This window comes from Xanthobacter sp. NM-59, from assembly GCF_021401125.1.
Classification (GTDB): domain Bacteria; phylum Pseudomonadota; class Alphaproteobacteria; order Rhizobiales; family Xanthobacteraceae; genus Xanthobacter.
Genome location: NZ_JACBFQ010000007.1, coordinates 96,697 through 119,150, shown reverse-complemented (window position 1 = coordinate 119,150; position 22,454 = coordinate 96,697). Strand labels below are relative to the sequence as shown.

17 protein-coding genes, 1 pseudogene and 1 CRISPR repeat array are annotated in these 22,454 nt (G+C 65.6%); of the genes and pseudogenes, 14 read left to right on the top strand and 4 right to left on the bottom strand.

All coding sequences use genetic code 11. The features are described from left to right. Positions 1-44: 44 nt before the first annotated feature. Genes cas5c through cas2 form a run of 6 tightly spaced genes read left to right on the top strand, consistent with a single transcriptional unit; the run spans position 45 to position 5,486 of the window. Positions 45-722 carry a type I-C CRISPR-associated protein Cas5c gene (gene cas5c / locus L0966_RS13845; protein ID WP_234052530.1) on the top strand — a complete coding sequence of 226 codons (678 nt, stop codon included), beginning with the start codon at positions 45-47 and terminating at the stop codon, positions 720-722. Continuing rightward, complete coding sequence (gene cas8c, locus L0966_RS13840) at positions 719-2,551, top strand: type I-C CRISPR-associated protein Cas8c/Csd1 (protein ID WP_234052529.1); 1,833 nt, start codon at positions 719-721, stop codon at positions 2,549-2,551. The genes cas5c and cas8c overlap by 4 nt, the downstream gene beginning before the upstream one ends. Further along, positions 2,541-3,482 (top strand): type I-C CRISPR-associated protein Cas7/Csd2, encoded by a 942-nt coding sequence (gene cas7c, locus L0966_RS13835; protein WP_234052528.1) that lies wholly within the window; start codon positions 2,541-2,543, stop codon positions 3,480-3,482. The genes cas8c and cas7c overlap by 11 nt, the downstream gene beginning before the upstream one ends. Positions 3,483-3,493: 11 nt before the next feature. Next, positions 3,494-4,144 carry a CRISPR-associated protein Cas4 gene (gene cas4 / locus L0966_RS13830; RefSeq protein ID WP_234052527.1) on the top strand — a complete coding sequence of 217 codons (651 nt, stop codon included), beginning with the start codon at positions 3,494-3,496 and terminating at the stop codon, positions 4,142-4,144. Between the two features lie 7 nt (positions 4,145-4,151). Continuing rightward, the gene (gene cas1c / locus L0966_RS13825) at positions 4,152-5,192 is read left to right on the top strand and encodes a type I-C CRISPR-associated endonuclease Cas1c (RefSeq protein ID WP_234052526.1); all 1,041 of its coding nucleotides are present in this window, start codon (positions 4,152-4,154) and stop codon (positions 5,190-5,192) included. A gap of 3 nt (positions 5,193-5,195) precedes the next feature. Then, a complete protein-coding gene (gene cas2, locus L0966_RS13820) occupies positions 5,196-5,486 on the top strand; it encodes a CRISPR-associated endonuclease Cas2 (protein ID WP_234052525.1) in 291 nt (96 codons plus the stop codon). 184 nt (positions 5,487-5,670) lie between these two features. Beyond that, positions 5,671-7,908: direct repeats of the CRISPR family, unit length 27 nt; unit sequence CCCCCGTGCGGGGGCGTGGATCGAAAC. 2 nt (positions 7,909-7,910) lie between these two features. On the opposite strand, the gene L0966_RS13815 is transcribed toward cas2, so the two are convergent. After that, on the bottom strand, positions 7,911-8,498 hold the full coding sequence (locus L0966_RS13815) for a hypothetical protein (RefSeq protein WP_234052524.1): 588 nt from the start codon (positions 8,496-8,498) through the stop codon (positions 7,911-7,913). Further along, on the bottom strand, positions 8,455-8,778 hold the full coding sequence (locus L0966_RS13810; protein WP_234052523.1) for a hypothetical protein: 324 nt from the start codon (positions 8,776-8,778) through the stop codon (positions 8,455-8,457). Before L0966_RS13810 ends, L0966_RS13815 begins: the two co-directional genes overlap by 44 nt. Before the next feature lie 706 nt (positions 8,779-9,484). Between L0966_RS13810 and L0966_RS13805 the strand changes: the two genes are divergently transcribed. From L0966_RS13805 to L0966_RS13790, 4 genes are all read left to right on the top strand, one after another. Beyond that, positions 9,485-10,453: a LysR family transcriptional regulator gene (locus L0966_RS13805; protein ID WP_234052522.1), complete on the top strand. Its 969-nt coding sequence runs from the start codon at positions 9,485-9,487 to the stop codon at positions 10,451-10,453. Between the two features lie 372 nt (positions 10,454-10,825). Beyond that, positions 10,826-12,274: an NAD-dependent succinate-semialdehyde dehydrogenase gene (locus L0966_RS13800; RefSeq protein ID WP_234052521.1), complete on the top strand. Its 1,449-nt coding sequence runs from the start codon at positions 10,826-10,828 to the stop codon at positions 12,272-12,274. A gap of 156 nt (positions 12,275-12,430) precedes the next feature. Continuing rightward, a complete protein-coding gene (locus tag L0966_RS13795; protein ID WP_234052520.1) occupies positions 12,431-13,972 on the top strand; it encodes an acetolactate synthase large subunit in 1,542 nt (513 codons plus the stop codon). A gap of 122 nt (positions 13,973-14,094) precedes the next feature. Beyond that, entirely contained in the window at positions 14,095-15,342 is a 1,248-nt protein-coding gene (locus L0966_RS13790; protein WP_234052519.1) for an MFS transporter, read from the top strand. Positions 15,343-15,462: 120 nt separating this feature from the next. Here the strand turns inward: L0966_RS13790 and L0966_RS13785 are convergent. Both L0966_RS13785 and maeA read right to left on the bottom strand, forming a co-directional pair. Beyond that, positions 15,463-15,978, bottom strand: a pseudogene (locus L0966_RS13785) (DeoR/GlpR family DNA-binding transcription regulator). A 23-nt stretch (positions 15,979-16,001) separates the two neighbouring features. Continuing rightward, positions 16,002-17,342, bottom strand: a complete 1,341-nt coding sequence (maeA, locus tag L0966_RS13780) for an oxaloacetate-decarboxylating malate dehydrogenase (protein WP_234052518.1) — start codon at positions 17,340-17,342, stop codon at positions 16,002-16,004. A 560-nt stretch (positions 17,343-17,902) separates the two neighbouring features. On the opposite strand from maeA, the gene L0966_RS13775 reads away from it, so the two are divergent. The 4 genes from L0966_RS13775 to mqo all read left to right on the top strand — a co-directional run bounded on the left by L0966_RS13775 (position 17,903) and on the right by mqo (position 22,453). Then, positions 17,903-18,799, top strand: coding sequence for a LysR family transcriptional regulator (locus L0966_RS13775; protein ID WP_234052517.1), 897 nt, complete (start codon positions 17,903-17,905; stop codon positions 18,797-18,799). A gap of 265 nt (positions 18,800-19,064) precedes the next feature. Then, complete coding sequence (gene fumC / locus L0966_RS13770) at positions 19,065-20,525, top strand: class II fumarate hydratase (protein WP_234052516.1); 1,461 nt, start codon at positions 19,065-19,067, stop codon at positions 20,523-20,525. 36 nt (positions 20,526-20,561) lie between these two features. Further along, a complete protein-coding gene (locus tag L0966_RS13765; protein WP_370640745.1) occupies positions 20,562-20,939 on the top strand; it encodes a cupin domain-containing protein in 378 nt (125 codons plus the stop codon). Positions 20,940-20,956: 17 nt separating this feature from the next. Next, positions 20,957-22,453: a malate dehydrogenase (quinone) gene (gene mqo / locus L0966_RS13760; protein ID WP_370640746.1), complete on the top strand. Its 1,497-nt coding sequence runs from the start codon at positions 20,957-20,959 to the stop codon at positions 22,451-22,453. Position 22,454: the final 1 nt, after the last annotated feature.

Here is a 22,454-nt window from a genome sequence, read left to right as displayed (position 1 = left end):
GCGCGAAATATTCTCGCATAAGGTGTTCGAGGGGGGCGATTCGCATGTCTTATGGAGTGCGGCTGCACGTCTGGGGAGAGCGCGCCTGCTTCACGCGGCCGGAGATGAAAGTCGAGCGCGTCTCCTATGACGTGATGACGCCTTCAGCCGCGCGGGGCATTCTCGAGGCGATCCACTGGAAACCGGCGATCTGCTGGGTGGTCGACGCCATCCACGTGCTGAAGCCCATCCGCTTCCAGTCCTTCCGGCGCAATGAGGTGGGAGCCAAGGCCAGTGCCGTCACCGCCGCCCGGGCCATGTGGGCCGGCAGCACCGACGGGCTCGGCCTCATGGTGGAGGACAACCGGCAGCAGCGCGCGACCTTGTTTCTGAACGACGTCGACTATGTGATCGAGGCGCATTTCGAGCTGACCGCCCGGGCCGGGGCCTCGGACAGCGAGGCCAAACATCTGAGCATGTTCAATCGCCGCGCGGCGGCGGGGCAATGCTTCCACCGACCCTGCCTCGGAACCCGCGAATGCGTGGCCGACTTCGCCCTCATTCCCCCTGGCGCGCCGCTGCCCGAAAGCACCCTGCCGGAAGACCAGCGCGAGCGCGATCTCGGCTGGATGCTCCATGACATCGACTTCGCCGACAACGCGACCTCGCACTTCTTCCATGCTCGGCTGAAGGGGGGCGTCCTCGATGTGAAAAGCTGCCTTGCCGAGGGCACCGTGTCATGACGCTTCTGCAGTCGCTCGATCATTATTACGATCGGATGGCCGAACGGGGGGAGGCGGAAGCGCCCGGCTTCTCGCGCGAGAAGATCAGCTTCGCCATCGAGATCGCGCCGGACGGGACGCCACGCGCCGTGCTCGACTTGCGCGTCGCGAGCGGGAAGCGCCTCGTGCCGCAACTGCTCTCCGTGCCCGCAGCCGTGAAACGCACAGCCGGAATCCTTCCCAACCTCCTCTGGGACAAGAGCGCTTACGTGCTCGGCCGCACCGCGGGAGACGGGAAGCGCACGGCGCAGGAGCACGAGGCCTTCAAGGTTGCCCATCTCGAACTGCTCGCATCGACCGATGACCTGGGGCTGCTCGCGCTGCGCCGCTTTCTCGAAGGCTGGATGCCGGAACGCTTCGACGCGCCACCGTTCACGCCCGACATGCTGGACACCAACATCGTCTTTCGCCTGGAGGGAGAGAACAGCTTCATCCACGAGCGCGCGGCGGCGCGTGCACTGATCTCGAAAAGAGCGGGAAGCGAGGGCCGCGTCGTGCCATGCCTTGTAACCGGGACGCCCGCCGTCGCGGAGCGGCTTCATCCGACCATCAAGGGGGTGAGCGGCGCGCAGTCCTCGGGGGCCTCGCTGGTATCGTTCAATCTTGACGCCTTCGCCTCTTACGGCAAGGAGCAGGGCGACAATGCGCCGACCTCCCGGGACGCTGCCTTCCGCTATGGCGCCGCCCTGAACGGCATGCTGGAGCGGACCAGCCATAATCGTCTTGCACGTGGCATCGGTGATGCCACGGTGGTGTTCTGGGCCGACACCTCGCAGACGGTCGATGAAGCGCACGCGCGCGCGGCCGAGGATGTCTTCGCCGCCCTGGCCGAGCCGCCGGATGACGCCGACGAAGCGAAAAAGGTGCGCGAAACGCTCGAACACGTGATGAACGGCCATCCGGTCGAGGCGCTCGATGCGCGCCTCAGTCCCGGCACGCGCTTTCATGTGCTGGGTCTCGCGCCGAATGCGGCGCGTCTTTCGGTGCGCTATTGGCTCAGCGACGATTTCGGCACCTTCGTCGAACGCCTCGCCGATCATTACCGCGACCTTGCCATCCTTCCCCATCCCTGGGGCGAACGCCCGCCGTCGATAGAGTGGCTCCTTGCCCATACAACGGTTCGTCAGAAAAACAGTTCGCTGAAGGAGAAGTTCGAGAACATCCCGCCCTTGCTGGCAGGCGAGGTCACGCGCGCGGTTCTGGAAGGCACCCGCTATCCGCGTTCGCTGCTCGCCACGGCGATCATGCGGTTGCGCGCGGGAGACGATCCCTTGACCGGCTGGCACGCCGCCATGATCAAGGCCGTGCTCGCCCGCGATGCCCGACTGAAGACCATTGATCGGCAAGAACCCGATATGTCCCAACACGTCACGGAGGATCCGCCGGTGAGTCTCCAAAAGGATAGTCCCAGTCCGGCCTATCAGCTCGGGCGCCTGTTCGCCGCCTATGAGACGGCCCAGCGCATGGCCCTGGGCAAGGTCAACGCCACCATTCGCGATCGCTATTTCGGCGCGGCCTCGGCCACGCCCGCGAGCGTCTTCCCTCTGCTGATGCGCGGCGCGCAAAACCATCTGGGCAAGCTGCGCAAGGGCGGCAAGGGCGCCTGGCTGGAACGGGAGATCGAGGAGATCGCCGGCCATCTCGGCGACCACATGCCCCGCACGCTCCCGCTCGAGGCGCAGGGGCGCTTCGTGCTCGGCTACTACCACCAGCGCAAGGGCCAGTTCGCCGACCGTGCGGAGGCGGAGATTGAAGAGAGCGATGCAGAGGACAGCAGCAATGACGAGTGAAACCAGCGGCCTCGCGCGCCGGCATGAGTTCGTGCTCTTCTTCGATGTGATCAACGGCAACCCGAACGGCGACCCGGACGCCGGCAACATGCCGCGGCTCGATCCCGAGACCAATCAGGGGCTGGTCTCGGACGTGGCGCTGAAGCGCAAGATCCGCAATTACGTGGCGCTGGCGCGGCCCGATGCGCCCGGCCACGAAATCTACATGCGCGATGGCGCGACCCTCAACAATGAGCATAAGCGCGCCTGGGCGGCCGTGATGCCCGAGGTGACCAAGGCGGAAGAACTCAAGAAGGGGCCCAAGGAAGAGGAGAAGGCCCGCGCGCTCACCCGCTGGATGTGCGCGAACTTCTGGGACATCCGCACCTTCGGCGCGGTGATGACCACCGGCGTGAATGCCGGGCAGGTGCGCGGGCCGGTGCAGATCGGCTTCGCGCGGTCCGTTGAGCCCATCCTGCCGCTTGAAATCTCCATCACCCGCCTCGCCGCGACCACGGAGGCCGACGCGGAGGCGAAGGGCGGGCGCACCATGGGACGCAAGCACATCGTGCCTTATGGCCTCTATCGCGCCCATGGCTTTGTGTCGGCGCCGCTCGCCTCCCATCCGGTCAAGGGCACCGGCTTTTCCGATGCGGACCTCGACCTTTTGTTCGAGGCCCTCTCCAACATGTTCGAGCATGACCGTTCCGCCGCGCGCGGCGAAATGGCGACGCGCAAGCTTGTCATCTTCCGGCACGCCTCGCAGCTCGGCAATGCGCAGGCAAGCCAGCTCTTCGAGCGGGTGAAGGTCTGCCGGATGTTCAAGGGGGAGTGTTATCCGCCCGGCGATGAGCGGCTCGACAACGCCCCACCGCCGCGCAGCTTTGAGGATTATGCCATCACCGTCGAACGCGACGGCCTGCCGGACGGCATCGAGATCATCGAGCGGTAGGAACGCCGCCCATGCCCTCCGTCATCGACCGCGAGACCGAGGACGGGCTGATCCCGCTGTCGGCGCTGCAGCATTATCTGTTCTGCCCGCGCCAGTGCGCGCTCATCCATGTGGAGCAGCTCTGGGCGGAGGACGGGGCCACGGCGGAAGGTCGACTCCTGCATGAGAAGGTCGATTCCGGGCTGGCCGAAACCCGCCCGGGCGTGCGCATCGCCCGAGGGGTGGCGTTGCGCTCGGTGGCTCTCGGGGTGAGCGGCAAGGCCGATGTGGTGGAGTTCCTCGGTGGTGCGGACGCGCAGGACATCCGTCCGTTTCCGGTGGAATACAAGCGGGGCAAGCCCAAGGCCCACCGCGCGGACGAGGTGCAGCTTTGCGCCCAGGCGATCTGCCTTGAGGAGGCTTTCGGCGTCGCAGTGCCCGAGGGGGCGCTGTTCTATGGCGAGACCCGTCGCCGCCAGAGCGTGATATTCGACGACGCCCTGCGCGCCCTGACGACGCAGACGGCGGCGGCGGCCCGCGCCATGATCATGGCGCAGAGCACTCCGGCTCCGGTCCACATGGCCGGTTGCCGTCGTTGCTCACTGGAGGCGCTATGCCAGCCGGTGCGACTGGAGCACCCGCCCTCCATCGCGCTCTGGCTTGCTGCTCAATTGAAGCGGTGAGGGCGCTATGCGGCGGATGCTCAACACCATCTATGTGACCAGCGAGGATGCCTGGCTGCGCAAGGACGGCGCCAATCTCGTCGTCGAGGTGGCCGGAGCGGAGCGTGGCCGCGCGCCGCTGCACATGCTGGAAGGGGTGGTCAGCTTCGGCCGGCCGGGCGCCTCGCCGGCCTTGCTGGCCGCCTGCGCCGAGGCCGGCATCACGGTGTCGCTCCTCGATCCGAATGGCCGCTTTCTCGCCCGCGTCGAGGGCCCGCGCACCGGCAATGTGCTGCTGCGGCGCACCCAGTTCCGCGTAGCGGACACCCCTGGACAAACGGTGCCCATCGTGCGCGGGATCGTGGCGGCGAAAGCCGCGAACCAGCGCACGGTGATCCGCCGCGCCCTGCGCGATCATGGCGGCACCATGCCGGCCTCTGGCCGGGAGATGTTGGAAGTGGCAGAGCGCCGGCTCACCGATGTGGCCCGCCGCTCCCTCATCGCGGCGGAAGTCGCCCTGCTGCGCGGCTTGGAAGGAGAGGCGGCGCAGGTCTATTTCGGCTGCTTCAACCACCTTCTGCGGAGCGATGATCCCGCCTTCGTCTTCGGTGGACGGTCGCGCCGTCCGCCGCTCGACCGGATCAATGCGCTGCTGTCGTTTCTTTATGCTCTGCTCGGCCATGATTGTCGCTCTGCCCTCGAAACTCACGGCCTCGATCCCCAGGTCGGCTTCCTGCATGCCGATCGACCGGGCCGCGCGGGGCTCGCCCTCGATCTGATGGAAGAGCTTCGGCCTGTGCTCGCGGATCGCCTCGTGCTCAGTCTTGTCAACCGCCGACAGCTCGCGCCAGGAGATTTCAAGGTCGAGGATGCGGGCGGCGTGCGCTTGACCGATGAGGCACGCAAGCGTGTCCTGGTGGCTTGGCAGGAGCGCAAGCGGGAGGAGCTGACCCATCCCTTCCTCAATGAGAAGATGCCGCTGGGCCTTGTCGCTCATGCGCAGGCGCAGTTGCTGGCTCGCCATCTGCGCGGCGACATCGACGGCTATCCGGGTTTCATCTGGAAATGACGCATGCTGATGCTTGTGGCCTATGACGTGAGCACCGAGACTGCCGCGGGCCGCCGCAGGCTCCGCCGCGTGGCGCGGGCGTGCCTCGATTACGGACAGCGGGTGCAGAACTCCGTGTTCGAATGCGAGGTCGACCCTTCCCAGTGGGTCATTCTCAAATCGCGATTGATTGCCGAGATAGACGCCTCAACGGACAGTCTGCGTTTCTATCGGCTGGGCGCGGAAGGCCGGCGCAGGGTCGAGCATGTCGGCGCCAAACCCGTCCAGGATCTCGACGGTCCGTTGGTGTTCTGAAGGCCAGCGCGAACCTGAAGCCCACATACGGAGCCTAGACGGTTCGCGCGCCCACTAAGGCATGGGAAATTTACGACTTCACGCAAATTAAGCCCGGCATCGAGCGGCCTCAGCCCCTCACCGCCGGTCGGTTCGCGCGGACAACGGCATTTTCAGCGTGGCGGCAGGGTGTTAGAGACGGGCGGTCGCCCCCCGTGCGGGGGCGTGGATCGAAACGTTTTCGATGTCAGGGATGGTCGCGAGCCAAGTTGGTCGCCCCCCGTGCGGGGGCGTGGATCGAAACACCTGGGTCTGCAGGCTGGTGATCTGGCTTGAGGTGGTCGCCCCCCGTGCGGGGGCGTGGATCGAAACCATCCGCCCAATCGAGTTCGATGCGCGCGTCACGGTCGCCCCCCGTGCGGGGGCGTGGATCGAAACGCTTCGCCATAGCCAACGGCCTGGGACCAAACGTGTCGCCCCCCGTGCGGGGGCGTGGATCGAAACAATGAGAAGATGCGTGCGCACCCGATCATCCGGGTCGCCCCCCGTGCGGGGGCGTGGATCGAAACGACGATCCGGAGACGGTCTCCTACAGCCGGTACGTCGCCCCCCGTGCGGGGGCGTGGATCGAAACGGGACGCAGCGCCCGAGCTGGATCAACGCGTCGGCGTCGCCCCCCGTGCGGGGGCGTGGATCGAAACACCCTCAAACGTTATGCATTGATGAGTTAGGAGAGTCGCCCCCCGTGCGGGGGCGTGGATCGAAACGTCGCGGAGGGCGATGCAGTCAGAGTGGCCGGCGCGTCGCCCCCCGTGCGGGGGCGTGGATCGAAACCGGATGGGCGGCGCATCCCCGTCGACATGCGGGTGTCGCCCCCCGTGCGGGGGCGTGGATCGAAACGATGCTTTTGACATCACGCGGAGACGCGGACGATGTCGCCCCCCGTGCGGGGGCGTGGATCGAAACTCGGTGGTATCTCCTCGGCAGGTGTGTTGCAGGAGGTCGCCCCCCGTGCGGGGGCGTGGATCGAAACCACATGTCGCTCGAAGAAGGCGCACCAACCCAAGAGGTCGCCCCCCGTGCGGGGGCGTGGATCGAAACCGTCCCGCCCGAGCCGGCGCAGGCAAGGAGACAGGTCGCCCCCCGTGCGGGGGCGTGGATCGAAACTCCGGTAGCGGCAGCTCTGGCGGCACGAGCGATGTCGCCCCCCGTGCGGGGGCGTGGATCGAAACAAGGTGCTCTTCGCCCCCACCAAGGCCGCGCAGATGTCGCCCCCCGTGCGGGGGCGTGGATCGAAACCGATACTGGTTGTAGCGACGCTGGATGATGCCATGTCGCCCCCCGTGCGGGGGCGTGGATCGAAACGCTGGCGGGCTGATAGCTGCCAGAGCTGTAACCGGTCGCCCCCCGTGCGGGGGCGTGGATCGAAACCTGCCAGCATGCCGTTGACATGCAGCGCGCAATAAAGTCGCCCCCCGTGCGGGGGCGTGGATCGAAACCTTTTGTTCCTGGTCCCGGAGGGGCAGGAGCCCGCCGTCGCCCCCCGTGCGGGGGCGTGGATCGAAACTTGCGCGGGTTTTTGGGCTTATAGAGCCCAAGCGCAGTCGCCCCCCGTGCGGGGGCGTGGATCGAAACACGCAGGATCGCGAGGAAGTCATCCAGGTCATGCGGTCGCCCCCCGTGCGGGGGCGTGGATCGAAACTCCGATGGGTACAACTGGATTATCGGTAGCTACCAAGTCGCCCCCCGTGCGGGGGCGTGGATCGAAACCACCGGGGCTATGGGAACCAGCCCGCCCCGGCCGCGTCGCCCCCCGTGCGGGGGCGTGGATCGAAACTGATGTTCCTCCCGGCCTTGATGGCTATGAGGTCGTCGCCCCCCGTGCGGGGGCGTGGATCGAAACATCGACGGCCGGAAGGCGGCCTTCACTCAGGAGACGTCGCCCCCCGTGCGGGGGCGTGGATCGAAACCGTCAGCTCCTCCATCGGACTTTCGGGGACGGCCTGTCGCCCCCCGTGCGGGGGCGTGGATCGAAACGAAGGTCAGTAGATCCACCGAGCCATCGATGATGTCGCCCCCCGTGCGGGGGGGGGGGGCGTGGATCGAAACATGCACATGGTCGTGCGTGACGAGACCGAGCGCTACGTCGCCCCCCCCGTGCGGGGGCGTAGATCGAAACAGGAATCCATGCTCACCGAGCCACTGCGCACGGTGGTCGCCCCCGTGCGGGGGCGTGGATCGAAACTTCGTCGCCCGCGCGCCCACTGCGAGGCGGTAGAAGTCGCCCTCCGTGCGGGGGCGTGGATCGAAACGCGTGCGAAGAGCCTCCCGTCCTGCGGTACCTTGGGTCGCCCCCCGTGTGGGGGCGTGGATCGAAACCGCTACAACAACAACGGTGTCTTCAACACCGGAGTCGCCCCCGTGCCGGGGCGTGGATCGAAACTCTCACATCTGAGCTGCAGCCGGCTTCGTGGACACGAAGATAACCATGCCGCCGGCGCCGCCGGTGTCGCCAGTGGTCAGGTTGGCCGAGACGCTACTGCCGATGGTGCCCGCCACGTCCCATCCACCCGAGCCGCCGGCCCCGCCAATGGCTTGGGCGACGATGCCGGGCGATTGATCGCCGGCGGTCGAGATCGACGTCGTGTAGACGTCGACACCGCCGGCGATGCCGCCCACGTTCACGCCAAGGCTGGTATCGCTGGCGACCCCGCCCACCAGGCTGCCGCCACCGACGCCGCCCGCGCCGCAGAGGCTTTGCGCCGCCAGGCTCGCCGACAACGGACCGACGGTCTGGATCACGCCCTCATTGAAGACGGCGCCCGCGGTTCCGCCGGCACCACCGCCGCCGACCGCCAGGGACAGGTCCCCGTTCGACACGGACCCGGGCACCGCAAAGCCGCCATTGCCGCCCGAGCCGCCCAGGGCCTGGGCCACCAGGCTCTCCGCATTGCCGGTGGTCGGCGAGTTGGAGATGATGCCGCCGTAATTAACGACCACCACGTTGCCACTGGCCGCGTTGGGAGAGAACATAAATTCCCGTGTAATTGAATTTGTAAGTCCCCGACAGGCTGGACGTGTTCAGCGTCACGGAACCGCCGCCGCCGGCATAGCCACAGTGTTCGCCCGAGCCGCCCGTGCCCCCCCTTGCCGCCGTCGAGCTGGCGACGATCAATGTGCCGTCATAGGTGGAGCCGGAGGCGCCGCCATAGGATACGGTTGCGTCGATGCTGTCACCGGGTTGCCCGCCGTGGCCGTCCCCGGGCTTGTCGAAACAGGAATCGTGCGCGTTGCCGCCGCTGGGGCCGGTCATCTGATTTTTGTAGTAGACGGTCGTCCCAACTGAGGCTGTCTGGGCGAAAGCCGGTGCGCTCAACGCTCCGATGGCCACTGAGGCAACAAAGGCGGCGCGGGACGCCGCAAGGAAGTGGCCTTTGGTGAAAGCAGTATGACGCAGAACAGTTGTATCTACACAATCATGGATGATCGAGTATTGGTATTTTTCTAAATAATGGAAATATCAAAGCTGGGCGCAGATGCATCTCTACCATGCGTATCCTCGTGCCGGTATGAATGGCGATTTTTGGCCATAGAACGGCCTTGCAGTGTTCTGCGGTGGCGGAGAAAGGATGCCAAAGCGATGACTTTGGTGAAGCCGGGGCGGTGCCTCAGCTTATGGCTGAACGCGCATGGACCTCGCACGCGTGCGGTATTGCACGGCTTGTCGGGACGCTCCAGGAAGGCCGCGCCTCAAAACGCTCCGGGAGGCGGCTCTTTCGAGGGCTGATCGTAGTGATGGTGAGTGCCGTTCGGGGCTTGCCATCGTCACGGCGCGCTTCGCGGCACCGGGCGCCTGGGGTGCCAAACCGCTTGTGTGCCCCCGCCGCGGCCACGGAAGACGTCGGTGCGTCCCGCGCCAACCGGCCCGTCCACCCCGTGGGATGGATTGCGATATGGCGACGCTCTGGATATCGTCAAGGCCCAGGTTTTATTATCCAGTCTGTCGAGCATCATCACATATGCGCAAGGTGAGAATACCGAATATTGGAACTTTATTGGCCTTCGAGGCGGCGGCGCGCTATGAGAGTTTCACTCTGGCCGCCAGGGACCTTTGCCTGACGGAAAGCGCCATCTCGCGGCAGATCGCCCTGCTGGAAGGCAATCTCGACGTCACGCTTTTTGTGCGCGTCAAGCAGCGTGTGCGTCTGACGCGCGCGGGGCGGCTTTACGCGACCCAGGTTCGCCGCTCGATCGAGGCCTTGAACCGGGATACCGCATCCCTGATGTCCCATGGTGGTGGCGCGCAGCTGGAACTGGCGGTGCTGCCTACCTTTGCCTCCCATTGGTTGATCCCGCGCTTGCCCAGCTTCAATGCGAGGCATCCCGACGTTGGTGTGAACATGGGGGTGCGAACGGAAGCTTTTTCCTTCGAGGAGACGCATTTCGAGGCCGCGATCCATTATGGCAGACCCTATTGGGCCTCTGCGCAGCTCGACTATCTCTTTGGGGAAGGCGTGGTGCCCGTCTGCGCGCCGGCTCTTATCAGCGGAGAAATCCGCTCGCCGCGGGATCTTCTTGCCTATCCGCTGCTGCATTCGACGACGCGGCCGAATGCGTGGGAAGACTGGTTCGGGCATCATGGCGTGGATGATGCGCGCGCCGTTCGCGGTGCCCGCTACGAGCTCCACACCATGCTGATCAGCGGAGCGGAAGCCGGCCTTGGAATCGCGCTCGTGCCGGATTTCTTCGTGCAGCGGCATATTGCGGAGGGGCGTCTGCGAGCCCTCGCCGAGCCGGACTTGTCGGATAGCGATGCCTATTACCTCGTCTATCCGGAGGCTCTGAGCCAGAGGCCATCATTACTTGCCTTCCGCGCCTGGTTGCTGGAACAGGCCGCTGCCTATACACGCGGCCTTGATCGGAGCGGCCCCGACCCGAAGGCTCCGGCGACGGCTTCCTCCGCACGGCCTGGGCGAGCCCATTCGTGAACGCGGCTTCCAGGCGGAGCCCGCTGATGGCGTGCTTGTGCTCGTGAAAGAGCATGAAGACGTTTCTCGATGCTCCTTTCTTCCCCCTGCGAGAGAATCCTTAGCGCCCGTCATGAGCCGGCTGCGGCCTGCGTCGCATCGGAGGGCGCCGCTACCCCGCCGCGCGCTTGGAAACCGGTGCTTCGCGCCACATGGCAGGCCAGGCCGCGGGGGCGCCTGACGCTGGAGTTAATGACGAAAGCGCATGACCTAGTGATTTTTTCTCGCTTTACCACCTCGGGCGGGAGGTGGAAAAACAAGACCAACAAAGCACAAGCATAGGCGGCAAGTTCATGGCGCCGCAGCGGATTATGCTGTCTGAAGGGAGGGCTCATGAGTTCCGACACCCCCTATCCGAACGTGCAGCTGCACATTGACGGTGCGTGGCGGGATGCTTCGGGCGGCGGTCGCATTGCGGTTGTCAATCCGGCCAGCGAGGAGGAGATCGGCACGGTGGCCCACGCCTCCCGGGCCGACCTGGACGAGGCGCTGGAGGCGAGCGCCCGCGGCTTTGCCGTGTGGCGCAAGGTGTCCGCCTATGATCGCTCCAAGCTCATGCGCCGCGCCGCCGACCTCCTGCGCGAGCGGGCCGAGGCCATCGCCCGCCTCATGACGCTCGAACAGGGCAAGCCCCTGGCCGAGGCGCGCGGCGAGACGCTGGCCGCCGCCGACATCATCGACTGGTTCGCCGAAGAAGGCCGGCGCGCCTATGGCCGCGTCATCCCGGCCCGCGCGCCGGGCGTCTACCAGCTCGTCATCAAGGAGCCGGTGGGGCCGGTGGCCGCCTTCACCCCCTGGAATTTCCCCATCAACCAGCTGGTGCGCAAGCTGTGCGGAGCCCTTGCCGCCGGCTGCTCCATCATCGTGAAGGCGCCGGAAGAAACCCCGGCCTCCCCGGCCGAGCTTATCCGCGCCTTCGTGGATGCCGGCGTGCCGAAGGGCGTCATCGGGTTGGTCTATGGCGTGCCGGCCGAGATCAGCGAGCATCTCATCCCCCACCCGACCATCCGCAAGGTCACCTTCACCGGCTCCACCCCGGTGGGCAAGCATCTGGCCGCGCTCGCCGGCGCGCACATGAAGCGGGCCACCATGGAGCTGGGCGGCCACTCGCCGGTGATCGTGTTCGAGGACGCCGACGTGAAGGCCGCCGCCCGCCAGATCGCCACCGCTAAGTTCCGCAATGCCGGCCAGGTGTGCGTGTCTCCGACCCGCTATCTGGTGCAGGAGAAGGTGTATGAGGCGTTCGTGGACACCTTCGTTGCGGTGGCCAAGGCGGTGAAGGTGGGCAACGGGCTCGACCCCGACACCACCATGGGCCCGCTGGCCAATGAGCGGCGCATCCCGGCCATGGAGGCGCTGATCGCCGATGCCCGCCAGCGCGGCGCGCAGGTGGCGACCGGCGGGGCGCGGATCGGCAATAAGGGCTATTTCTTCGAGCCGACGGTGGTGACGGGCGTCACCCGCGAGATGCGGATGATGAACGAGGAGCCGTTCGGCCCGCTGGCGATGATCCTGCCCTTCAGCGACTTCGACGAGGCCATCACAGAGGCGAACCGGCTGCCTTATGGGCTTGCGTCCTACGCCTACACGCGCTCGGCCAAGACGGCGGCGGCGGTGGCGGACGGGGTGGACGCGGGCATGATGACCATCAACCATCTGGGCCTGGCCCTGCCGGAGGTGCCGTTTGGCGGCGTGCGCGATTCCGGCTATGGCTCGGAAGGCGGCTCGGAGGCTATCGAAGCCTATCTCAACCCCAAATTCGTCTCCCAGATCGGCGTCTGAAAGGGCTGGCCACTTGCGAAAGGCGCCGCCCGTCTTGACGGTGACGCCTTGTGCGACTTCCGGGCCGAGGAGGCCCGGCTTCGATCCATATCTGATTTCGGCTCGAGATCCGCCTCTGTGCGCTGCGATCTTGGGCTGATGCGATGGGAGTTGCCGATGAACGGCGCGAAAAGTCTTGTCGAAACACTGTTGCAGTCCGGCGTGGATACCTGCTTTGCCAATCCCGGCACGAGTGAGATGCACTTTGTCGCCGCATTGGACCAGAGCCCCGGCATGCGTTGCTATCTGGGGCTGCAGGAAAATGTGGTGACCGGCATGGCCGACGGCTATTATCGGATTGCCGGAAAGCCCGCCTGTACCCTGCTGCACTGCGGCCCCGGCTTTTCCAACGGCATGGCCAATCTGCATGATGCGCGTCGTGCCCGAAGCGGCATCGTGAACATCGTCGGCGATCAGGCCACCTACCACCGCTGGTATGACGCGCCGCTGACCTCCGACGTGGACGCCATCGCGCGCACCGTGTCTCAATGGGTGCGCATGAGCACCGCCACACCGCTGTTGGGCGCGGATGCCGCGGAAGCGGTGCGGGCGGCGCGGACCGGACCGGGCCAGGTCGCGACGCTGATCGTGCCGTCCGACATTTCCTGGAGCGAGGGGGGCGTGGTGGCGCCGGCCCTGGCCGTTCCCGAGCTGGTGGCGCTGGATGCCATCGCCGTCGACAATGCCGCGCGGGCCCTGCGGAATGGGCGCAACACGCTGATCCTGCTTTCCGGCAAGGGCGGCACGCGGCAGGCCCAGAAATTGGCGTGGCGCGTCTCGCAGGCCACCGGCGCCAAGATCATGCTGGAATATTGCGCACCCACCGTGGAGCGCGGGGAAGGTTCGCTCCCGCTGGCCAAGGTTCCCTATGCGATGAGTCTCGCGATCGAGGCGCTGCGGGAATTCGATCAGATCGTTCTGGTCAATGCGAAAGCGCCGGTGGGCTTCTTCGGGTATCCCGACATGCCCTCCATCCAGCACCGGCCCGACGCCGACATCCATGTCCTGGCGCGGCCGGAACAGGACGCCGTGGCGGCACTGACGGCGCTGGTGGAAGCGCTTGGCGCGCCCGATGTGCCCCTTCCGCCCGCCCCTGCGCGCGCCGCGGTGGCATCAGGCGCCCCGACGTCGGACAAGGTGGCCCAGACGGTGGCGGCCCTGATGCCGGAAGGCACAATCATCGCGGATGAAAGCATTTCCTACGGGCGCGGCTTTTATCGCTGCTCCCATGCCTCGCCGGCTCACACCTGGCTGCACCAGGTCGGCGGCGCCATCGGCGGGGGGCTGCCCATGGCGACGGGCGCGGCGATCGGCGGCAAGAGCGAGCGTCGTGTCATCTCGCTGCAGGCGGATGGGTCGGGCATGTATACGGTGCAGGCCTTGTGGACCCAGGCCCGTGAAAACCTGCCTGTCACCACCATCCTGCTCAATAACAGGAAGTATAATATCCTCATCGGCGAGTATCAGAATGTCGGCGCCGTTCCCGGTGCCACGGCCATGAGCATGCTGGACCTGGGCAAGCCGGACCTTGACTGGGTTTCCCTGGCGAACGGCCTCGGGGTCGAAGCCGCCCGCGCGCATACCATGGAGGAATGCGCGACCCTGATGGAGGCGAGCTTCAAGGAGGCCAAGCCCTTCCTCATCGAGCTGATGATCTGAACCGAACCTTGCGCCCCCGCCTGGACCTTGCGCGGCGAGGCAGCCCATCGTGGGCCATGGTCCCGTGGGGGCGAAACGATATGCCCCGCCCAAAATAAAATAAATATATCGGAGGAAACAGGATGACGACGGCTGTCGAGACGGACGAAAAAGCAGTTGCCGACAAAAAGTGGATGGTCGTGTTTGTCTTCGCCTTCCTTGCCCTGCTGGCGGATGGCGCTGATGTAATGTACCTGGCTTTGAGCCTTCCCAGCCTGAAGCAGGAGTTCTCGCTCACGAATGTGGAGGCCGGCGCCCTGGGCAGCATTACCTTGGCGGCCATGGCGGTGGGCGGCATCTATGGCGGCTGGGCCTGCGATCGTTTCGGGCGCGTGCGGACCTTGTCGATCGCCGTTTTCCTGTTCTCAGTCGGCACCAGTGTTCTGGGGTTGACGCAGAACTACTGGCAGTTCGCCGTGGTTCGCTTCTTCGGTTCTCTGGGGCTCGGCGCGGTCTTCGTGTGCAGCAATACTTTGATGTTCGAGTATGCGCCCGCCAAATATCGCACCACCATCCTGGGAGCCCTGCAATCGGGCTGGACCATCGGCTATGTGGTCGCCTCCCTGGTGTCGAGCTTCGTCATCCCTGATTTTGGCTGGCGCTATCTGTTCTTTACTTCGATCGTACCAGTGGTGGTGGCGTTGGGCATGCAGATGTTCGTGCAGGAGCCCGCCTGCTATCTGGAGGTGAAGGCCGCTCGCGCGCTCAATGGGGGGGCGGGGGGAACCAAGCGGGCCTCCATCATCCGCCAGCTCCTCAGCGATGTGGAGAATCGCAAGCGTTTCGTCATCTGGACCATCGCCACAGGCCTTCTGCAGTTCGGCTATTATGGCGTCGTCAATTGGATGCCGTCTTATCTTCAGGAAGAGCTGCACATCAAGTTCAGTGCCATCGCCGGTTACATGATGGCGACCTTCCTTGCGTCGACCCTCGGCAAGATCTCGGCCGGCTGGCTGGCGGACAAGATCGGCTGCCGCGCGGTGTTCTTCATCGCCAATGCCGCGACGGCGGCCTTCATTCCGGTGGTGGTGTTCTGGCATTCGCCAAGCAACATCGCTTATCTGATGACCCTGTTCGGCTTCTTCTACGGCATGCCCTTCGGCGTGACGGCGACCTATATGGGCCAGAGCTTCGACACGAGCGTTCGCGGCCTCGCGATCGGCGCCACCTACAATATCGGCCGGCTCGGCGGCGTGGCGGCGCCCATCGTCATCGGCTATCTGGCGACCGGCGGGAACATCGGAACAGGCTTCCTGGTCATGTGCATTGCGTTCCTGCTGTGCGGCCTGGTCCCGAGCACTCTCATTCGCGGCAAGACCTATGCGACCTGAATGCCGGGCCCCCGCGTCCTCGAAGAGGGCGCGGGGTCGGGCGCCGGGAGCATGAGGAAGAGGGCGGCCGCGTGCCGCCCTCTTTGCGTTGCCGGGGCGTACAGGTGGGGCTGCGCGCCTTCAGCCGGCGGACGGGGCGACCACGATGCGGCCGTGCTCCAGCTCGCCGGTGACCGCGGCAGGAGGCGCCGCCTCAGTGACGAGGATGTCCACGGCCGACCAGCCGCACACATTGATGAGATCGGGCTTGGTCCATTTGGAGCTGCCGAGCAGCAGCATCACCTTGTCCGCAAGGGGGATCATGGCCCGCTCGAGCTCGGTCTCGAACAGGTCGAAATCCATGCAGCCGTGCTGCGGGGATGCGGCCGCCACCGACATCACGAACAGGCTCGGCGTGAATTGCGAGGCGAAATCGATGGCCGATGGCCCGATGACAGTGCGGTCGTCCGCGCGCTATTCCCCGCCCGGCAGGATGACGCGGTGGCTGCGGCCGGCGCCGGTGAGGATCTGCGTCACCTCCAGGGAGAAGGTGATGGCGGTCAGCCGGCCCGCCCGCGGCGCCAGCATCTCGGCGAGGAAACAGGCGGTGGACGAATTGTCGAGGAGGATGGTGGCCTCTTTGTCGATCAGCTCCACCGCGGCGCGGGCGATGCGGCGTTTCACGGCGTCGTCGTCGCGCAGGCGCCGGTCGAATTGCGCCTCCCAATCGCTGACGTTGAGGCGCACGCCGCCGTGGCTTCGTGCAGCAGCGTGGGGTTGGAGAGCGGGAAGATGATCGGGTGTTCCACGTGGGCGGCCATCGTGCCCACGATCTCCTGGGTGAACTGATGGGGCGTGGTGGAGGTGCCGATGAGGATGGTGGGCTTCACCGCCGCCACCACCGTCGCAAGGTCGATGATGCCGCCCTTCGCCGCCGCGGCAGCCCGCAGCGCGGACATTTCGGGCCAGCGCGTTTCGGCCGCCGGGATCGCCTCGCAGCGGGTGCGGGCGAGGCCTGCCACTTCCGCGTCGGGGCGTGCATAGGGCCGCTGGAAGTCGAGCAGTCCATCGGACATGTCGGCCGTGAGGAGGCCGGGCAAGTCGACCAGCCACACGCGGCGCGTGGCCTCTTCCTTGGAGAGGCCATGGCGGACCATCAGGTCGCGGATCTGGTCGGCGATGCCGACGCCCGCCGTGCCGGCGCCAAAGACGACCACGCGCTGCTCGCTCCAAGGGGTGCCGGTGCGGGCCACGGTGTTGAGCAGACCGGCAATGACGATGGAGCCCGTGCCTTGCATGTCGTCGTTGAAGGTGGCGACCTTGTCACGGTAGCGGCCGAGGATGCGGCGCGCATTGGTGGAGCCGAAGTCTTCCCAGTGCAGCATCGCCTTCGGGAACAGCTTTTTCGCCGCGGTGACATAGGCATCGATGAAGTTGTCATAGTCTTGCCCGCCCGCACGGGCGTGGCGGTAGCCGACATAGCAGGGGGCGTCGAGCAGCTTCTCATTGTTGGTGCCGACATCGAGCGCCACGGGAATGACCCGGTGAGGGTCGATGTCATCGGGGCCGGCGCCGAACGCCGCCAGCTTCCCCTCGACACCTGCCGGGTCGTCAATGCTCAGGAAGATGCCGCGGGGGCGGGTCATCACCTCGCTATAGTTTTCGATGGCCTCGCCGACGACGGGATCATAGACGACGGGCAGCATTTCCAGCATGTGGCGCTGCAGCAGGGCGTAGAACAGCGTGATGTTATTGTCGTGCAGGTGCCACATGTAAATGTGCTTCGCCAGATCAGTCGGGGCGGCGTGATAAGCCTGGTAGGTCAGCTCCAGCTGGGGCTCCAGCTCGGTCGTCACCAAGGGCGGCAACAGCCCCTCGAGGCCGAGGGCCTTGCGTTCCGCGGGCGAGAAGGCCGAGCCTTTGTTGAGCGCTGGATCTCGCAGGACGTCGTAGCCGCGCGCGGTGGTGCTGATGCGGCGGCCGGCAGCATCGGTGATGGCCTTTGCCTGTCTGCTAAACATGCTTGAGACCTTTCCGGCTTGGTTGACGTTATTGGCGGGTTAAGGGCGGCGGACTTGTGTCCGACGGGTACAGGGCACGCCGGGCGCGCCCCATCAGGTAAGTGGCGGTAACGGACCCGGCGGAGCGGCCGGAGCCGGAGGGATTGGGCGGCCAACAGCTTCAAGGGGCACGCCGTGGCGGGTCCCCTGCGGGCGGACCCATGGCCCTTCAAAAGGCGCCGATCACCGCGCAATCCGGCGTTGCCCCCGCGGTGTGGCGCGGAGGGAGAGGTTTTGTGTCGCTGCAGAAAAATAATATATGACAATTGCAATTATGTTCCTTTGTGGAGCTGATATATTTATGTGAAAATCGCGCTCAGCGTCCGTGAGTCGTGTTTATAAATTGAGCTTATATTCATTTTGAACATGTATGTCGACATGAGGGCAATCGGAATCAATTTATTTGATATTTATATATATTTATTTCAGTTTAATATAAATAATCGCGCTGCAACTTGTTGCTGGTGTGTCGTCGAAAGCGTGCTGTCAATACCGTCATCGCGGCTGGGGACGGGCAGGGGATGGCAGGACCGGGCGACCTCATAGACACCGACGAACTCAAGGCATTCGACGCGGTGGCGAGCAGCCGCAGCTTCAGTCGCGCGGCGGAGCAGCTGGGGTGCTCCCAGTCCGCCATCAGCCAGCGCGTCGCGCGGATCGAGAAGCGGATCGGGCGCCGGATCATCCGCCGCACGACGCGCCGGGTCGAGCTGACTGCTGATGGCGAGGCGATGTTGATCTATGCCCGCTCCATCCTGGGGCTGGCGGCGGATGCGCGCGAGCAGCTCGCCCGCCCGGGCATGCGGGGGATTTTGAAGGTCGGCATTGAGGATGAGTTCGCGACGACGCGGCTGCCTCTGGCCCTCAGCATCTTCCGCTCCGAGTTTCCGGATTTCGCGATGAAGTTCGTCACCGGCCGCAATGAGCATCTGCACGATGCGCTGCGCGCCGAGGAGGTCGATCTGGTTCTGGGCAAGGGCCACATGGACGATGGCGGCGAAGTCCTCTGGCACGAGCACTTGGTGTGGGTGGCGCGCGCCCGCGAGCGGATCGCGGCGGACGAGCCGCTGCGGTTCATCACCTACACCAGCCCCAGCATCACCAGGACCATCGCCGAAGCCGCCCTTCGCGCCGCCGGCCGCGATTGGACCCCGGTGGTGGAGGGTAGCAACCTTCTCGGCCTGCTGGCCACGGCGGAAGCCGGCCTTGGCGTCATGGCCATCGGCCGCAGCTTCCGGACCCCGGGCATCGCAACCCTTCCGCAGGGTGCGGGCCTGCCGCCGGTCGGCACCCTCAGCTATGTGCTGGAGGAGCAGGCGGACGCCTCGAACGAGGCGGTGGGCGCATTCCGCAGCGTGTTGCGCAATGCCGCCCGGCAGGTGGCCAGCGCGGCACCGGCGCCGGGCACGGCAAGTTGAGCCGGCCGCTGCGACCGATGTCGTTTCAAATGCTTGTGCAGCCGGCATTCCGGCAGGTCTGCCGGTCAGGCGCGGGCCCTCGGAAAGGGGGCGGCGGAGTGGGGCGCGATCCGCCCTCCGTCCTGATGCCATTTGCCACAGGCCCGGCCAGAATTGGTCCATAGGCCGCCTTCCGGAAGCCCATAAGCTTGGCCGCGTCTGATGGCTCCAGATTTCCGCGACTGACGCAGTTCTTGTCATCTCAAATCCGCTCGGAGTTCCGACTATGACTTCGCTTCCTCCCGAGACCCGGACGTTGCTCGACCTGCCCATTGGCATCCAGGCGAGCGGCACCCGGCGCGAGTTCGATTCCATGGGTGAGGTCGAGGTCCCCGCCGACCGTTATTGGGGGGCGCAGACGGAGCGGTCCCTGCATCACTTCAACATCGGTGGCGACCGGATGCCGAAGGCGGTCTATCACGCCTATGGCTATGTGAAGAAAGCCTGCGCGCTGGTGAACGCAGCCGCGGGGCGCCTGCCGGTGGAGAAGCGCGACGCCATCATCCGCGCGGCGGACGAAGCGATCGCCGGGAAGCTCGACGATCATTTCCCGCTCTATGTCTGGCAGACCGGGTCGGGCACCCAGTCCAACATGAACGTCAACGAGGTGCTGTCGAACCGGGCCATTCAGCTGCTCGGCGGCACGCTCGGCACCCAGCATCCGGTTGGTCCCAACGACGACGTCAATATGGGGCAGTCCTCCAACGACACCTTCCCCACCGCCATGCACATCGCCTCGGTGGCGGCGATCGACGACCTTCTGGTGCCGGAGGTGGTCAAGCTGGTGGAGACCATCGAGCGCAAGGCCGAGTCCTGGATGGACGTGGTGAAGATCGGCCGCACCCATCTGGAAGACGCCGTGCCCCTGACCGTCGGCCAGGAATGGTACGGCTGGGCGGGGCAGATCCGCGATGCGATCGCCGCCATCGAGGCGAGCCGGTCGGGCCTCTATCAGTTGGCGGTCGGCGGCACCGCGGTGGGAACGGGCCTCAACGCACCGAAGGGCTTTGCGGCGGACGTCGCCGCCCAGATCGCCGAATTGACCGGCAAGCCCTTCATCACCGCACCCAACAAGTTCGCGGCTCAGGGCTCCCTCGACGCCATGGTGCGGGCCCATGCGGCGCTGCGCGGGCTCGCCGTGGCCCTGATGAAGATCGCCAACGACATGCGCTGGCTGGCCTCGGGCCCGCGCTGCGGCTTTGCCGAGCTCCTGCTGCCGTCCAACGAGCCCGGATCATCCATCATGCCGGGCAAGGTGAACCCCACGCAGTGCGAAGCCATGGTCATGATCGCCATCCAGGTCATGGGCAACGACACCGCGGTCTCGGTGGCCGGCAGCCAGGGCAATTTCGAGCTCAACGCCATGCGCCCCGTCATCATCAACAACTTCCTGCACTCCGCGCGTATTCTCGCGGATGGCTGTGCCAGGTTCCGGGAGTTCTCGGTCGAGGGCACCGAGCTCAACCGCAAGAAGATCGACGAATATGTGAACGGCAGTGTGATGCTGGTCACTGCTTTGTCTCCGGTCATCGGCTATCAGAACGCCGCGCACATCGCGGAAAAAGCGATTGCCGATGGTACGACCCTGCGGGAAGCCGCGCTGGCGTCCGGCAAGGTGGATGCCGCGCTTTTCGACAAGACCATCCGGCCGCTGGACATGGTCGGCACGGGGCTGGCTGGCGCTTGAAACGAGGGGGGATACGCGATGATCAGGTGTGTCAGGATGTGGACCGGGCCCGATGGCAATTCCCTGTTCGAGGAAGGCGTGATCGCCCTCGCTGACGGCGAGCGCGGTGACTTCATCGGCAAGGCGGCGGGAGCCAAGAACATTTCCTTCCGCGAAACCGCCTCCGGCGGCTCCTTCGAATGGCATCAGGATCCCGAGCCGCGCTACGTGATCACCCTGTCGGGGACCCTGGAATTCGAAACCAAGTCCGGCGCCACCTTCACCATCCGTCCGGGCGACATCCTCATCGCTCAGGACAATTCCGGCTCCGGCCACAAGTGGCGGCTGATCGGCGACGAGCCCTGGCGCCGCGCTTATGTGGTGTATGAGGAAGGGGTCGATCTCGGCTTCGTTCCTGTGAAGGCCAACAGCTGAACGCGTGGAGACCTGCCGTGTCGCAACCGTCCATCGAAAATCCCGATATCGTCCTCATCGGCGCCGGTATCATGGGCGCCACCCTCGGCACCGTGCTGAAGGAGCTGGAGCCCTCGCTTTCGGTCGTCATGTATGAGCGGCTGGCCGATTGCGGCCAGGAGAGCTCCAACTCCTGGAACAATGCCGGCACCGGCCATGCCGCCAATTGCGAGATGAACTACACGCCGCAGCGGGCGGACGGCTCGGTGGACATCTCCGAGGCGCTCATCGTCAACACCGAATTCGACATCTCGCGCCAGCTCTGGGCCCATCTGGTCCGCAAGGGCGCGATCCCCGATCCGCGCGCCTTCATCCATCCTTGCCCGCACATGAGCTTCGTATGGGGCGAGGAAAACGTTGCGTTCCTCAAGGCGCGCTTCAAGGAGATGTCCGCGCACCACTGCTATCACGGCATGGAGTTCAGCGACGACCCGGCCCAGATCGCGCAATGGGCGCCGCTCATCATGGAAGGGCGCGCCGCGGACGAGAAGGTGGCGGCGACGCGCATCATCACGGGAACGGATGTCGATTACGGCTCCCTTACCCACCTTCTGGTGGCGCAGCTGCGCGCCCAGACCGGGTTCGAGGTGCATTACAGCCGACAGGTGGTCGGGCTGGAGCGCGAGGCGGACGGACGCTGGCGTGTGACGGTGGAGAACGGCGCCGACAAGTCCCGCGAGAGCGTCTCGGCGAAGTTCGTCTTCATCGGCGCGGGCGGCGATGCGCTCGATCTTCTGCAGATGTCCAAGATTCCGGAAGGTCGGGGCTATGGCGGCTTCCCCGTCAGCGGCATCTGGCTGCGCTGCGATGTGGATGCGGTGAGCCAGCGCCACCACGCGAAGGTCTATGGCAAGGCGGCCAGCGGCTCGCCGCCCATGTCCGTGCCCCATCTCGACACGCGCATCATTGGCGGCAAGAAGTCCCTGCTGTTCGGGCCCTATGCGGGCTTCTCGACCAAATTCCTCAAGCAGGGCTCGCTGCTGGACCTGTTCGAATCCATCACCCCCTTCAATATTCTGCCGCTGCTTGATGTCGCCAAGAATAATATGAGCCTGACTGAGTATCTGATCGGGCAGGTGCTTCAGAGTTCTTCCCACCAGTTCGGCGTCCTGAAGCAGTTTTTCCCGAACGCCGCGCGGGGCGACTGGAAGGAAGCGGTTGCCGGCCAGCGCGTCCAGATCATCAAGCCCAGTGGACATGAGGGCGGCTATCTCGAGTTCGGCACGGAGCTGGTCCCGGCCGCGGACAAGTCGCTGGTGGCTCTGCTCGGCGCCTCGCCGGGCGCCTCGACCGCCGCCTTCATCGCCATGGAGGTCCTTCAGACCTGCTTCGCCGAGCGCCTGACGGACGAGGAGTGGCTGCCGGCCCTGAAGCGGATGATCCCGACCTATGGCATCGATCTGAAGGTTGATGCCGAAGCCTGCGCCCGTACGCGCGCGGACACCGCGCCGGTGCTGAAGATCGACAATATTTGAG